The 14832-nt window shown below is 60.4% G+C and carries 13 protein-coding genes; all 13 read left to right on the top strand.

Annotated features, from left to right (window positions below; translation table 11 throughout):
• Nucleotides 1-33 precede the first annotated feature (33 nt).
• The 13 genes from LJY25_RS15790 (at nt 34) to LJY25_RS15730 (ending at nt 14674) form a co-directional block, all read left to right on the top strand.
• Nucleotides 34-1926 carry a hypothetical protein gene (locus LJY25_RS15790; RefSeq protein ID WP_227609326.1) on the top strand — a complete coding sequence of 631 codons (1893 nt, stop codon included), beginning with the start codon at nt 34-36 and terminating at the stop codon, nt 1924-1926.
• Between the two features lie 204 nt (nt 1927-2130).
• Nucleotides 2131-3912: an ABC transporter ATP-binding protein gene (locus tag LJY25_RS15785; RefSeq protein ID WP_227609325.1), complete on the top strand. Its 1782-nt coding sequence runs from the start codon at nt 2131-2133 to the stop codon at nt 3910-3912.
• 39 nt (nt 3913-3951) lie between these two features.
• Complete coding sequence (locus LJY25_RS15780) at nt 3952-5034, top strand: DegT/DnrJ/EryC1/StrS family aminotransferase (RefSeq protein WP_227609324.1); 1083 nt, start codon at nt 3952-3954, stop codon at nt 5032-5034.
• Nucleotides 5035-5064: 30 nt separating this feature from the next.
• Nucleotides 5065-5688: an acetyltransferase gene (locus LJY25_RS15775; RefSeq protein WP_227609323.1), complete on the top strand. Its 624-nt coding sequence runs from the start codon at nt 5065-5067 to the stop codon at nt 5686-5688.
• A 48-nt stretch (nt 5689-5736) separates the two neighbouring features.
• The gene (locus LJY25_RS15770; RefSeq protein WP_227609322.1) at nt 5737-6477 is read left to right on the top strand and encodes a dTDP-4-amino-4,6-dideoxyglucose formyltransferase; all 741 of its coding nucleotides are present in this window, start codon (nt 5737-5739) and stop codon (nt 6475-6477) included.
• The gene (locus tag LJY25_RS15765) at nt 6467-7411 is read left to right on the top strand and encodes a glycosyltransferase (RefSeq protein ID WP_227609321.1); all 945 of its coding nucleotides are present in this window, start codon (nt 6467-6469) and stop codon (nt 7409-7411) included. The genes LJY25_RS15770 and LJY25_RS15765 overlap by 11 nt, the downstream gene beginning before the upstream one ends.
• Nucleotides 7412-7483: 72 nt before the next feature.
• On the top strand, nt 7484-8533 hold the full coding sequence (locus tag LJY25_RS15760) for a glycosyltransferase (protein WP_227609320.1): 1050 nt from the start codon (nt 7484-7486) through the stop codon (nt 8531-8533).
• 3 nt (nt 8534-8536) lie between these two features.
• Nucleotides 8537-9568, top strand: a complete 1032-nt coding sequence (locus tag LJY25_RS15755; RefSeq protein WP_227609319.1) for a glycosyltransferase family 2 protein — start codon at nt 8537-8539, stop codon at nt 9566-9568.
• 11 nt (nt 9569-9579) lie between these two features.
• Nucleotides 9580-10839, top strand: coding sequence for a glycosyltransferase (locus LJY25_RS15750; protein ID WP_227609318.1), 1260 nt, complete (start codon nt 9580-9582; stop codon nt 10837-10839).
• Nucleotides 10839-12062 (top strand): glycosyltransferase, encoded by a 1224-nt coding sequence (locus tag LJY25_RS15745; protein WP_227609317.1) that lies wholly within the window; start codon nt 10839-10841, stop codon nt 12060-12062. Before LJY25_RS15750 ends, LJY25_RS15745 begins: the two co-directional genes overlap by 1 nt.
• Before the next feature lie 256 nt (nt 12063-12318).
• Complete coding sequence (locus LJY25_RS15740; RefSeq protein ID WP_227609316.1) at nt 12319-13035, top strand: WbqC family protein; 717 nt, start codon at nt 12319-12321, stop codon at nt 13033-13035.
• Nucleotide 13036: 1 nt separating this feature from the next.
• Nucleotides 13037-13963: a glycosyltransferase family 2 protein gene (locus LJY25_RS15735; RefSeq protein ID WP_227609315.1), complete on the top strand. Its 927-nt coding sequence runs from the start codon at nt 13037-13039 to the stop codon at nt 13961-13963.
• Between the two features lie 30 nt (nt 13964-13993).
• Nucleotides 13994-14674 carry a formyltransferase family protein gene (locus LJY25_RS15730; protein ID WP_227609314.1) on the top strand — a complete coding sequence of 227 codons (681 nt, stop codon included), beginning with the start codon at nt 13994-13996 and terminating at the stop codon, nt 14672-14674.
• Nucleotides 14675-14832 lie beyond the last annotated feature (158 nt).

Raw genomic sequence — 14832 nt, 5'->3', positions numbered from 1 at the left:
GTGAGCTGCCTTTGGGTGGCTTCCATTCTTTCTATGCACGTATCTTCCCCGCCTGTCTTCTCAGCTGCCCCCCAGTCTGCTGGCAACACCCATCGCACAACAAGGCTTCCCTTCGGAGCCCGGATTACCGGCCTGGCTATTCTGCTGCTGCTGGCCGCCGTGGTCGGCATGCTGCTGTGGAGCCTCGACAAAGGGTTTGACATCACGGACGAGGCCTTTTACCTGCTCAACTACCGGTATCCCGGCGAATACGCCGCCTCGCTCTCCTTTCACCTGCTGATCGTCAGGGTGCTGGGCTTCCTGCAGCTGGAGGTAGTCGGATACCGGCTGGCTGCCCTGCTGTGCTCGTTGCTGGCCGGCGGCTTATTTTCCCTTGGCGCCGGGCGCTGGCTGCGGCAGACGTACGGAGAAACGGCGCTGGCAGTGGCGGGTGGTCAGTGGGGGGTAACCGCCCTGTGCATGCTGGCCAACCTGACCATCTACTCGCTTATTCCCCGGGCCATTTCCTATAACACCCTCAACAACTTTGCGCTGCTGGTGGGTACCAGCGCGGTTCTGGCCGTTATCAGCAGCCCGGACCGGCGCCTGAGTTATCCGCAGCGTCTGCTGCTGGCCCTGGCCGGAATGCTGGCCGCGCTTGATTTCTTCGTGAAGTTCTCTACCAGCATTTTGCTGCTGGCTTCGTTTGCTTTTTTTCTGGGGTGGTTCCGCTGGCAGGCCGGGGGGCTAAGAGGCGTACTTGCCGCTTGGCTGTGGCTGGGGCTGGGCGCCAGCGCCGGTCTGGCTTTGTTTTTTGGCTTTATCCAGCCAGCCGGCGTCTGGATCAGCAACTTCCGTACGGAAATAGCGGTGCTCACCACTTCTTCGTATGGCATTGGCACGCTGCTGGGAACCTACCTGGGCTACGCCATCCAGATGGCAAAAACGATGGTGTATCCCTATGGGCTGCTGTTTGCCGTGGCGTTTCTGCTGGCCCGGCGCTGGGCCCAAACCAAGGCCTTACCGATCGGTGTGCTGCTGGGAATCGTCACTGTCAGCCTGGCCTACCTGCTGTTCCAGCTCTGGCGCCGTCGGGTTTATGAGGTCATTGAGCTTAATGGAATCGGGTCGACGGCATTTCTGCTGGCCGGGCTTGGCCTACAGCTGGCCGCGCTGGCGGGCTTCTTCAGCGTCCGTCCCCGCCAAAGCTGGCCTCGCCTGCAGATCGGACTGGTAAACAAGCTGCTGGTTTTGGCCTGGCTGTTTGGGCTGCCCTTCTTCGGGGCGGTGGGGACCATCAACAACATTTTTCTGAACGTGCTGATTGATGTTGCTCCCTGGCTGGTGATTGTCGTGGCGCTGGGGCTGGAGATGCCCGCGGGCCTGCAACGGGCCGGGGTGGTTGCCCTCTGCCTGGCCTGGCCGGCATTCTACCTGACCGAGCAGATTGCCCGTGGGGTGCTCATTACGCCTTACGTGCAGTCGGCTACTGCTTTTGCGCAGACTGAACCGCTTCGGGTAGCCGGCATGAAATCCGAGCTCCGGGTGGATAAGCCAACGGCCGTATTTGCCCATTCCCTGCAAACGCTGTTACAACAAAACGGATTTCGCCCGGGCGGACCGCTCATCGGCTTGTACGACATGCCCGGGATGGTGTATCTGATGGGGGGCGTCTCGCCCGGCATGTCCTGGTATTTCAGTGGGGCCGATGCGCGCAACTGCCACGCCCTCGACCTGTCGAGGCAGGATCTGCGCCAAAGCTTTCTGCTGGTTAACGAGCCGCCCGGCGCTGATTTCATTGCCTGCCTGCAGAAAAAGGGAATGTCGTTTCCTGGCTCGTACCGGCTCGTGGGAACGGTGGACAATCCGTATAGCCGGAACCTGTACGGCTGGCGGGGCCATCAGCGCCAGGTTGCCGTTTATGCGCCGATCCTGAGCGAAAAGTAAAGCGCCCCCCGGACCGGCCGGGCCGAATCAGGCGGGGTGCACGGTGGGCCAGAAGAGCCGGTGGCGGCGTCCTAATTGCGGTCTGCCGACGGTCGGCTTACCCAAAACGCGTATCTTTGCTGGCCGAAACTGAAATCCGGGACAACTGTCCTGTGGGCGGACTGCTTTATTGCTGCCCAGGCTCTTCGCGTGACCCAAGCCGCTATGAATACCGGAATTATCCGCTACTCGCTGAATAGCATCCGCTATTATCTTACTGCTTTGCAGAAACGCAAAGCCGTCTGGATGTTTGCGCTGTTGCTGATTTCTTCCTTTCTCGACGTAGTCGGACTGGCCTCCCTGGTGCCGGTAATGATGGTGGCAGCCGAGCCCGGCGGCATTCAGAAAAGCAAGTACTTCGCCCCGATCTATCAGGCCCTGGGCTTTCAGTCGGACCGCTCGTTTCTGCTGGTGCTGATTGTGGTGGTGTTTCTGTTCTTTCTGTTCAAGAACCTGTTCTCGACCTGGGTTAACTACCTGCAAACCAAGTTTACCGCCGAGGTAGGCCTGAGCATCATTAAAACCCAGCTCACCAAGTACCTGCACTTCCCGTTCTGGTATTTCAACGACCTGGGTTCGTCGAACCTGATCAATAGCACGCTGCAGGTACCGAGCACCTACGTGAACATGATCATGCGGCCCCTGTTCATCTTCTTCTCGGAGGTGGCGGTGGTTCTGGTTATTGTCGTCAGCATCCTGTTGTACGAGCCTAAGCTGCTGGTGATTCTAGTGGTTGTGCTGGTGCCCACCACGCTGCTCACGTACCGGGCGCTGCGGGCCCGCTCCCAGGTTATCGGCAACCGTATCAACGAGCTGCGCCCGGGCTCCTTTGCCGTTATCAGCGACTTGTTTACCGGCTTTGCCGAGCTGAAGCTGGCCAACAAGCAGTCCCGCTTCCGTGACCGGCTCCTGAGCAACCAGCAGGAGATTCAGAAGCTCGATGCCGAAGCCTACCTCTACACGCTCGTTCCGCTCAAGGTTATCGAGATGGTGGCCATCCTGGGAGTGCTGACCATCTTTCTGTACGCCATCTACGTGCCCAGCACGGAGACCAACCTGATTACGCTGGTTGGTTTGTTTGCCGCCGCCGCCTACCGGTTGATGCCTTCGGTGAACCGGATGCTGATGGCCATGGTGCAGCTCAAGCAAAACCAGTACACCATCGAAAACCTGGAGGCATTCCGGGAGCCCAAGTACAACGAGTCGCCCCACCCTCAGCAGCTGCCGCTGACCTTCGAGCGCACCCTCACGTTCGACCGCCTGAGCTTCAGCTTCCCGGGCAGCGAGAAGCCCACCCTGCGCGACATTACCATTAACATTCGTAAAGGCGAGAAAATCGGCTTTATCGGCAGCTCGGGCTCGGGCAAGACTACCCTGATGAACGTGCTGCTGCGCTTCTATACCGAGCAGAGCGGCCATATCCTCATCGACGGCCAGCCGCTGACGGCCCAGAACCTCGAGGCCTGGCATCGGATCATCGGCTACGTAAAGCAGGATACCTTCCTGATGGAAGCCTCCATCCGCGACAACATCACCCTCGGCGACGATGCCGCTGACGTGGACGAGGAGCGGCTGCAGTACGCCATCGACCAGGCTTCGCTGCGCACCTTCGTGGCCGGGCTGCCGGACGGCGTCAACACCCACATCGGGGAGCGGGGCTCCAAGCTTTCGGGCGGGCAGCGCCAGCGCATCGGCATTGCCCGGGCCATGTACAAGCGCACCGAGGTACTGGTGCTTGATGAGGCGACCAGCGCCCTGGACAACGAAACCGAACGCGAGGTAAACGAAGCCATCAACAAGCTTTCCCAGACCGATATCACCATTCTCATCATTGCCCACCGCATTACCACGCTTCGGGAGTGCGACCGTATTTATGAGCTCAGCCAGGGCGAGGTAATCGCCGAGCATGAGTATACCAGTTTGATGCGCCAAATTGTGCAGCCGTAAGCGGCCGCCCAAAACCCGTTGTTTCAACCGATTTTAAGCATGAACATAAACGTCACCAAATCATATCTGCCCCCGCTGGAGGAGTATGTGGGCTATCTGGAAGGTATCTGGGAAAGGGGCTGGCTTACCAACAACGGACCGCTGGTGCAGCGCCTCGAAGCCGACCTGAGCACCGCGCTCAGCGGAGCCCGGGTGCAGTTTATGTCGAATGGCACCATTGCCCTGCAGGTAGCCATCAAGGCCCTGGAGCTGACCGGCGAGATTATCACGACGCCGTTCTCCTACGTGGCCACGACCACGGCAATTCTGTGGGAAGGCTGCCAGCCGGTCTTCGTCGACATCGAGGAGCAGACCTTCTGCATCGATGCCACCAAGATCGAGGCGGCCATTACCCCCCGCACGTCGGCTATCCTGGCAACCCACGTCTACGGCTACCCCTGCGACGTGCTGGCCATTGAGAAGATTGCCCGCAAGCACAACCTGAAGGTGATTTACGACGGCGCCCACGCCTTTGGCGTAACCGTACACGGCCGCTCCCTGCTGGCCTACGGCGACATTACCACCTGCAGCTTCCACGCCACCAAGCTGTTTCACACCTCTGAAGGCGGGGCCATCATCACCATGCACGAGGAGCTGGCCAAGAAGGTCTGGCTGTACAAGTCGTTTGGGCACATCGGCGACGACTATTACTCGCTGGGCGTGAACGGCAAGAACTCGGAGTTTCATGCTGCCATGGGCCTTTGCAACCTGCCCCGCGTGCCGGAGTTTATCCGGGCCCGGCGCGAGGTGGCCGAGCTGTACCGCGCCGAGCTGGCCTCGCTGCCCCTGCGCTACCCCATTACCCCGGAAGACACCGAGTACAACTATGCCTACTTCCCGGTCATCTTCGACAGCGAGGAGCAGATGCAGCGGGTGAAGGACGCGCTGGCAGCCCACAACATCAACACCCGCCGCTACTTCTTCCCGTCCCTGAACAAGCTGCCCTACCACACCGGCGCCGACTGCCCGGTATCAGAGGACATTTCGCTGCGGGTGCTGTGCCTGCCTTTTTACCAGCAGCTGGAGCACGAGCACGTGCGCTGGATCTGCGGCCTGATCCGGCACTACTACACAAAGCCGTAAGCCGGAAATCTTCCTCAATCGAGCTGCCACATGCTAATAATCGGAGCCGGCGGCCACGCCATTGAGTTGTTGCAGTGCTTGGACACCCGGGCCGAAGGCGTTGACATCCGGTTTTACGACGACGTAACGCCTGATCTGCCGGCTACGCTGTTCGGGCGCTTTCCGATCCTTCGCAGTGAGGCCGAAGCCCGGGCGCTGTTTGCGCATGACCCGGAGTTTGCGCTGGGGCTGGGCGGCACCACGGTCCGGTTTAAGGTAGCCCACAAGCTCGAAGCCCTGGGCGGCCGGCTGGTTTCCATTGTGGCTGGCAATGCCATCATCGGGGAGTACGGCACCACGCTGGAGCACGGGCTGAATATCATGCCCGGTGCCTTCATTGCCAACGAAGCCCGGGTAGGGGAGGGCAGCCTGCTCAATACCGGAGCCGGCATGCACCACCACGTGGTGCTGGGCCGGTACTGCGAGCTGGCCCCCGGCGCCCGGATCCTGGGGCGGTGCCAGATTGGGGATTTTTGCCTGATTGGCGCCAATGCGACCATAATGCCGGATATTACCATCGGGGAGGGTTCTACCGTGGGCGCCGGAGCAGTCGTCACGCGCAACGTTCCGCCCGGTACCACAGTAGTAGGCATCCCCGCCCGACCTCTCCGCTAGCATGGCCCGGCCCACGCTGCTGTACCTTCTTTCTTACCCATTCCCCGTATGCTTCCCGCATCCAACGTCCTTGTCATCACGGATAACGTCTACCTAGCCCAGGAATTCCGAAAGCTGGTGGCGCAGAAATCCGAGCTTTCCCAGGTTTCCTTTACGTATTGCTGCAGCCCGGCCAGCCAGGCCGCCATGGAGCCGTTTGGCATTACGCCCGTGGTGGTAAAGACCGAGTGGCCCCGGCTGGTCCAGGAGTACTCCCTGGTGATATCGGCGCACTGCAAGCAGCTGTTTCCGGCCGACATGGTTCAGCAGGTACGCTGCATCAACATTCATCCCGGCCTGAACCCCTACAACCGGGGCTGGTTTCCGCAGGTGTTCTCCATTCTGAACAAGCTCCCGCTGGGCGCCACCATCCACGAGATTGACGCTGAGCTCGACCACGGTGCCATCATCGTGCAGCAGCCCGTGCCGGTGTACGCCCACGACACGTCCCTGACCGCCTACAACCGGGTGCAGGCCGCCGAGCTAACGCTGCTGGACCGTTCCCTGGTTGATCTGGTGGCCAATACCTATGCCACGAGCCAGCCTAAGCAGGAAGGCAACCTGAACCTGAAAAAGGACTTCAACAAGCTGCTGCACCTCGACCTGAAGGAAACCCTCACCATGGGGCAGGCCATTGACCGCTTGCGGGCCCTTACCCACGGCACGTATAAGAATGCGTACTTCCTGGACGAGAACGGCCGAAAAATCTACGTTAACCTAGTTCTTGAGCAGGAGCCCCATGCCGGATAAGTCCACGACGCCCATGGTCAGCGTGTGTTGCATTACCTACAACCACGAGCAGTTTCTGGCCCAGACGATTGAGTCGGTGCTGATGCAACAAACCACCTTCGCGGTGGAGCTGGTGATTGGGGAAGACTGCTCCCCGGACCGCACCCGGCAGATTGCGCTGGACTACCAGACCCGCTACCCGGACCGGATCCGGGTGCTGCTGCCCGAGAAGAACCTGGGCATCATGGGCAACCTGATGGCAACCATGGGCGCCTGCACCGGGCGCTACATTGCCTTCGTGGAGGGCGACGACTACTGGACCGACCCACTCAAGCTGCAGCGGCAGGTGGATCTGATGGAAGCCCAGCCGGAATGCTCGCTCTGCATTCACGATGCGGAGGTGTTTACCGAAGACAATTCCCAGCCGCCCTACCTGTTCAGCTCCCGGTATCCGATCTTTGCTCCCGCAGGCGGAGGCCGCATCACCCAGGCCGAGCTCGTCAGGCACGGCTGGGGTATTGCCAGTGCCTCCATGCTGTTCCGGAGCAGCAGCCTGACGCTGCCGCTGCCGGAGTGGTACCGGCAGGTGTTCAGCGGCGACTACACCCTACAGCTGCTCAGCACCCGCAGCGGCTACATTTATTACCTGCCCCAGGTAATGTCGCGCTACCGCCTGCACTCGGGCGGGGTGATGCAGACGAGCAACAACACGCTCATGCAGAACGGAAAGCGCATCTTCGAAAACGAGCAGTACAAGCGTCTGCTGCCCAGTGAGTTTCATTACGCCTTCGACAAGTACCTGGAGCACCTGTACTTCGAGCGGAGCGAGAAAATGAAAGCCGCCGGCAGCCGCTGGCAGCAGCTCTACTACTACTACAAAGCCGCGACCATCAATCCGGAGCGCCTGCGCTTTCACCTGTCAAGGCTGGTGAAACGCGTAACTTTGGCGCGCTGACTTACCCTGCCCGGTCCCCGGAACAGGCGCTTAACCGGCTCCGGCTGGCGGATGCCGGCCCCGATACAACCTATGAACGGAGTTACCCTTCTCATCTGCACGCACAACGGGGCCGCCCGTTTGCCCGATACCCTGCGCCACGTAGCCGCCCAGCAGGTGCCCGCCGGGGTACCGTGGGAGGTGCTCATCGTCAGCAATGCGTCGAAGGACAACACGGTGGAAGCCGCCACGACGCTGGGCCGGGAGCTGCCCGTACCCTGCCGGGTGCTCGACGAGCCCGTAGCCGGCAAGGAGAATGCCCTGATCCGCGGCTTCAACGAGGCCCGCTACGAGTTCATTGTTATCGTGGACGACGACAACTGGCTCGCGCCGAACTACGTGGGGCTGGTGTTTGAGATTATGAGCGCCCACCCCGAAATCGGGATTCTGGGCGCCCACGCCGAAGGTGCCTTTGAAATTACGCCGCCGAAATGGTTTGAGGAGTTCCGGGCCGTGTACGCCGTGGGTCCCCAGAACAACGGCAAAAGCGGCCCCCTGCCCGACCACGAAGGCTACCTCTACGGGGCCGGGTCGGTGGTGCGCAAGTCGGGCTGGCTGAAGCTGCTCGACCACGACTTCCGCTTCACAACCTCCACCAAGCGGGGCAAGATCATCGTGAGCGGGGAAGACGTGGAGCTGGGCGACGCCCTGCAGCTGGCCGGCTACAAGCTCTGGTACGACGACCGGCTGCGGCTCAAGCACTTCATGTTCAAGGAGCGCCTGACCTGGCACTACCTGATGCGCATCGGGCAGGGCACGGCCTCGTCCCAGCTTACCAGCATCGTGTACTACTTCGTGTTCCGCCACCCCAACCTGACCGAGGCCCGCTTCCGGCAGCTGTACACCAAGCGGCTGGCCTGGCTGGCTTCCCAGATTGCCAAGCAGCCGGCTAACGTGTATAACGCCGTGTTCCGCCGCGACCGGGAAGAGCTGACCAGCAACTTCGAGACGATGCGCCTGCTGTACAACTTTAAAACTTCCCTGGCCCAGCGCGAAGAGGCCGTGCGGGTGTTCCGGCAGGTCCGGACCCTGCAGGACCGCCTGGCGCAAACTGCCGGGGCCGGAAAAGCTGCCGTCCGCTAACGTATGTCTGACCGTTCCGCCCCCCTCGTTTCCGTAATCCTGCCCATCTACAACGCCGGTGAGTACCTGCGCCCGGCCATTGAGAGCATTCTGAGCCAGACGTTCCAGGACTTCGAGTTGATTCTGGTTGACGACTTCTCCAAGGACGACAGCCTGAGCGTGGCCCGCAGCTTTGCCGCCGACCCCCGCGTAACCGTGCTGGCCAACGACCGGAACCGGGGCCGCTCCTTTACCGACAACTACGGGGCCGAGCACGCCCGGGGCCGCTACATCGCCAAGATGGATGCCGACGACATTGCCCTGCCGCACCGTCTGCAGGCCCAGGTTGATTTTCTGGAGCAGAACCCTACGGTGGGACTTACCAGCTCCTTCATGAAATGCTTCGGGGAGTCTGACATTGTGTATGAGTACCCGGTGTCGGCCGACGCGGTGCGCAGCTTTCTGCTGTTCAACATGCCCGTCGCCAACCCCACGGCGTTTTTTCGCCGCTCCCTGCTCACCGAGCACGGCCTGCGCTACGACGACACCATTCAGGACACCTTCGGTGAGGACTACGAGTTTATTGCCCGCGCCGCCCAGGTCGTGGACATCGTGAACCAGCCGGAAATCCTGCTGCACTACCGCACCCTGCCCCAGACGGTAAAGGCCGACGTGCACGCCCGCCGCAACGCCAAAAGCAACCAGATCCGGGAGCGGCTCCTGGGCGTGTTCGGCATTCCGTTCACGGAGCGGGAGCTGCACGTGCACAACACCATTTCCTACTACCCCTTCACGCTGGGCGACATCACCCTGGCCGAAGTGCACGCCTGGCTCTGGAAGATTCATATCTACAACCAGGAGCGGCGCTACGCCGACCCGGCCGCCATGCTCAGCGCCGTGGCCGAGCGGTGGTTTCTGACCTGCTACCTGAACCCGGACAAAAAGACCAACTCCCTGCGCGAGTACCGCCGTCAGCCCTTGGCCCGGCACTACCAGGCCCCGGCCAAGCTGCAGGCTAAGTTTCTGCTCAAGAGCTACGTCCTCCGGCATATCTAACGTCTCTGCGCATGACTACTGCTGCCGCGCCCCGGCGTAAAAACATCCTTTTGCTTATTCCCCAGCTCACCTACGGCGGGGCCGAGCGGGTTTTCCACGACCACGGCCAGGAGCTGGCCCGCCGTCACCATGTGGTAGAGTGCGTATTCGACAGCCGCACCGAAGTCGCGTTCCCGACCAGCAATACCCTGGTGGCGCTGGATGTGCCCGCCGGTGCCGGCATCGTGGGCAAGCTGACCACCTTTGTGCAGCGCGTCCAGCGGGTAAAGGCCCTCAAGCGGGAGCACCGCATCGACGTATGCATCAGCCACCTTGAAGGAGCCGATTACCTGAACCTGCTCAGCAAAGGGTCCGAGCAGGTGCTGCTGTGCATTCACAACTCCAAGCGCCACGACCCCAACATTACCGGGGCGCTGGGATGGGTGCGGCGCCGCCTGCTGATGCCGCTATTATACCGCGGCGCCGACTTTATCGTGCCCGTCAGCCGGGACCTGCGGCAGGAGCTGATTGACCTGTTCGGGCTGAGTTCCCGGAAAGTAGTTACCATCAACAATTTCTTTGACGTGGAAGGCATCCGGCAGCGCAGCCAGGAGCCGCTGGACCCGGCCGAGCAGGCGTTGTTTGACCAGCATCCGGTGTTGATAACGGCCGGCCGCCTGGCCCGGGAGAAAAACCAGACCGCCCTGCTCGAGGTGCTGCACCGCCTGCGCCGCACCGGCGACCAGGCAACCAGGCTGGTGCTGCTGGGCGACGGTCCGCTCCGCGCCGACCTGCTGCAGCGCTGCCAGGAGCTGGGTTTGCGCAGCTGGCAGGCCTGGGACAGCACTCCGCTGACCCCCGACTTCGACGTTTACTTTCTGGGCTTCCAAAGCAACCCGTTCCGGTACATTGCCCGCGCGGCCGTGTCTTTGCTATCCTCGTCTACGGAAGGCTTTCCGATGGCTTTGTGCGAAGCCATGGCCTGTGGGGTGCCGGTTGCCTCTACCGACTGCCCTACCGGCCCGCGGGAAATCCTGGCCCCGCAGACCCCGGCCGACCAGTATGCCGCAACGCCCGAAATGGCCGAGTTTGGCGTGCTGCTGCCGTTGCTGGGTGCGGGCCCGGCCCTCGAGCAAAGCGCCCCGGTATGGGCAGATACCTTAGCGGCTTTGTTGGCCGATCCGGCTAAACGCTCGTACTATGCGGCGCAGGCGCACGCCCGGGTGCAGGACTTCGCGCCCCAGAAAATTATGCAGCAGTGGGAAGCCCTGCTTAACCAACCAACCTCCTGATGAAGCTGCGTCACGTCATCATCTTCGTTTACAATAGCTGTGATGATCCGCTGTTCAAGGGGAACCTGCTGCTGCTGCTCAAGCATGTGGGAGGCGTGCAGCCCGACTTGCGCCTTCATCTGATTACATACGAACAAGTCGAGTATGCCCTCAGCCCGGAGCAGCAGGCTCAGAAGCGGGCTGAGTTTGCCAGCTTTAACATGGATTGGCACCCGCTTACCTGGAACTCCGGGCGGTTTAAGTTGCTAAAAAAGGGGTACGATCTGCTGCTTGGTGCACTGCTGGTGCTGCGGCTGAAACTATCGTTAGGCGCTGACTCTGTTGTGTCGCTGGGTACCGTTGCGGGAAGCTTTGCGTTTCTCATCGCCCAAGTATTCCGTTTGCGTTACTATGGCTACCAGTATGAGCCCCACAGCGAGTTTATGCTGGACTGTAATATCTGGCCGGCAGAAAGCATTGCATACCGTGGGTTAAACTATCTGGAGCGCCTGAGTGGGATGAAGGCGGATATTCTCTCTACCGGCACGGTGCATATGATGAAGCGGCTGGAGCAGTGGGGCAGCAAAGCAAAAGTGTATAAGCTGCCCAGCTGCGTCGACGAAACCAGAATTTTCTTTCGCCCCGAGGGCCGGCAGCGCGTCCGGGAGAAATATGGAATACCGGCTGATAAGCAGGTGGTGTTGTACCTGGGTAAGTTCGGGGGTATCTATTACGACCGAGAAATAGCCGTGTTGTTTCGGGTGTTTCACCAGCAGAACCCGGCGCTTTTCTTCCTGATTGTTTCGCCCGACGCACCGGCTTATATCCGGGAGCTTATGCAGGCTGAAGGCTTGCCGGATGACTGCTACACCATCACCCGCAGCCCCTATGAGCAGGTGCAGGACTACATCTCGGCGGCCGACTTCGGAATAGTAGCCGTTCCCTCCTTGCCCTCGCAGCGGTTCCGCTCGCCTATTAAGGTGGGGGAGTACCTGTGCTGCGGCTTGCCCTACCTGGTCTGTGCCGGCGTGTCGGAAGACGATCTGGTAGCAGAGAAATACGGAGTTGGGGTCGTCGTCAACGGGTTTGCGGAGGCCGAAGCCCTGCGGGTATATCCTCAGGTAGTAGCCCTGCTCAATGCTGAGAAAGGTCCGTTGCGGGAAAAATGCCGACAGGCCGGTATTGCCTACCGCGGCCTGAGCCAGTACCTGCCTACTGCTGAAATTATATTCGCCCAGCTGTAAAAGTTACCTGCTGAGGGCGGGGGCTGAATGATGTGGACAGTCAAGCCAATGGCAAGCGCTCAGGCAGTAGTGGGACGACCCCAGGGAGCCTTTGGGCTACTTTGTAGATGACGGCTTTTTCCGCCCCGAAGCGGCTGAGCGGCTGCGCACGATCCGGGCCGGCGGGCGGCCGGGGAGGCGGCTTTTTCTGCTGCCATACCAACCCGAAACCGGCTACCTTTGCCCGTCTAGTCCAAGTTCTCAGTAACCACACCCAATGCCCGATTCCAAGAAAGTAGCCATTATCCAGTCCAACTACATTCCGTGGAAGGGCTACTTCGATATCATCAATGCCGTAGACGAATTCATCCTCTACGATGAGATGCAATACACGAAAAACGACTGGCGGAACCGCAACAAGATCAAAACCAACCAGGGGGTAGCATGGCTTACCATTCCCGTACGGCAGGAAACCCTGCAGCAGCGCATCGACGAAACCCTGATCTTTGATGAGAAATGGGCGCTGAAACACTGGCGCACCCTGGCCCAGGCCTACGCGAAGGCCCCGCACTTCAAAATCTACAAGGATACCTTTGAGGCGCTGTACACCGGCCTTGACACCAGATACCTGAGTCAGATCAACTTCGCGCTTATCCAGACAACCTGCCAGCTGCTGGGCATCACTACCAAGCTCAGCTGGTCGTCGGACTACGAGCTGGGCGAGGGTAAGACGGAGCGACTGGTAAAGCTGGTACAGGATGCCGGCGGCACGGAGTACGTTTCCGGCCCTGCGGCCCGGGGCTACCTCGAAACCGAGCTGTTTGAGCAGGCTGGCCTGCAGGTGTCGTGGATGGACTACGATAACTACCCGGAGTACCCGCAACTGCACGGCGGACCATTTGAGCACGGTGTCAGCATGCTGGACCTGCTGTTCAACATGGGCCCCGAGGCTCCGCAGTACATGAAGACCTTTGCCAACCAACTTTCCAGCTAAGGTGGTCGACTTCTCCATCATCATTCCGGTATACCGCGGCGAAAACACCATCGGCCCCCTGGCCCGCCAGATCCGGCAGTACTTTACGCAAAGCGGGGAAAGCTTTGAAATAATCTTTGTCTACGACTGCGGCCCCGGCCGGTCCTGGTCGGTTATCCAGGAGCTCCGCCAGGAGCTGGGGCCGGAAGTCGTAAAGGCCATCCGGTTGTCGCGCAACTTCGGGCAACACAATGCCCTGATCTGCGGCTTCCGCCTGGCCCGGGGCCGGTTCCTGGTCACGATGGACGAGGACCTGCAGCACGACCCGGCCGATATTGGCTTGCTGGCCCGCTGCCAGCAGGAGGGCGACTACGACGTAGTGTACGGCAAGTACGACACGCTGCAGCACTCCGGGTTTCGCAATATGACGTCGCGCATGCTCAAAAAGCTGCTCAAGCTGGGCCTGCCCGACCTGCACCCCGACTATACCGCGTTCCGGCTGCTGAAGGCGGATATTGCCCGGTATTGCCTGAATATGAGCAACTCGTACACGTTTCTGGACGGCTACCTCACCTGGGTTACCAACAACGTGGGCAGCGTTACGGTCCGGCACCAGGAAGGCGCAGCGGGCGCCAGCTCCTACACGCTTACCAAGCTCATTGAGCATTCGGTCAACATCTTCGTCACGTTCTCGGACCTGCCCATCCGCCTGCTTACCCTGACGTCGGTGGCGGTATTTCTGTTTACCACGCTCTATTCGCTGTACATCATCATCCGTAAGCTGTTCTTCAACGACCTGAGCCAAGGCTTCGCGTCCCTGATTATTGCTATTGGGTTCGGCATCGGGCTGCTGCTGCTGGGCATGGGCATTCTGGGCGAGTACATTCACCGCATCAATTTGAAGACCACCCGCCGGCCCAGCTTCGTGGAGCGGGAAGTTCTGTCCTGAGCGTCCTGTTCCAGAATTTGAATCTTTCTCATGCAACACAAAACCATCGCGTTTCTGGCCTCGGGCAATGGAGGCACTCTAAAGTTCGTCCACCAGGCCGCTCAGCGCCTGGGGCTGCCCTTGTCGATCGGGGACGTAGTGGCCGACCGTGACTGCGGCGCGCTGGATTACGCCCGCGCTCATGGACTGCGCGCAACCCGGCTCAAGTACACCCGTACGGCTCCCGAAGCCTTGCAGCAGGTGCTGGTAGCCGGACAGCCCGATCTGGTCATTACCAATATTCACAAAATCATCGATGCGGACACGCTGAATCTGCTGCCCGGCCGCTTCATTAATCTGCACTACTCCCTGCTTCCGGCCTTCAAGGGATTTATTGGCATGGAAACAGTCGAGCAGGCCCGTCTGCTCAACGCGGGCATCATTGGGGGCACTTGCCATCAGGTAGACGAACTGGTCGACAATGGCCAAGTGCTCAGCCAGTGTGCGGTTCCCGTAGACTGGAACCGGGATGATACCACACAGGTATACAATGCCGTTTTTCGAGGAGCCAGTATGGCTTTGCTCGACGGTATTCTTCAAAAAACCGGGCTCAACACCGCTCAGCACACCCAACTACTGGATCTGGCCGGCCGGCCGGCTCTGTTTTCGCCTGCCTTGAGTTATCAGGCGGAAGCGTTGGATGAGGCGTTCTGGCAGAACCTGAAGGGGTAAGCAGCAGGTACCCTGAATGCCCGCGCTCATCTTCCTGCGTCCGGTCTTCCTCTCCAGCCCGCCTGATAATCTGATCTTCCCATCGTACAGATACAGGCTGCTAAGAGGCTGGCAGTCGCCGGTGCGGAACGTATGCCCCCGCAACTATACGCCTAAAG

Origin of the sequence: Hymenobacter translucens (assembly GCF_020685205.1) — a bacterium.
GTDB classification, from domain to species: Bacteria; Bacteroidota; Bacteroidia; order Cytophagales; family Hymenobacteraceae; genus Hymenobacter; species Hymenobacter translucens.
This window is presented reverse-complemented; position numbering and strand designations above follow the sequence as displayed.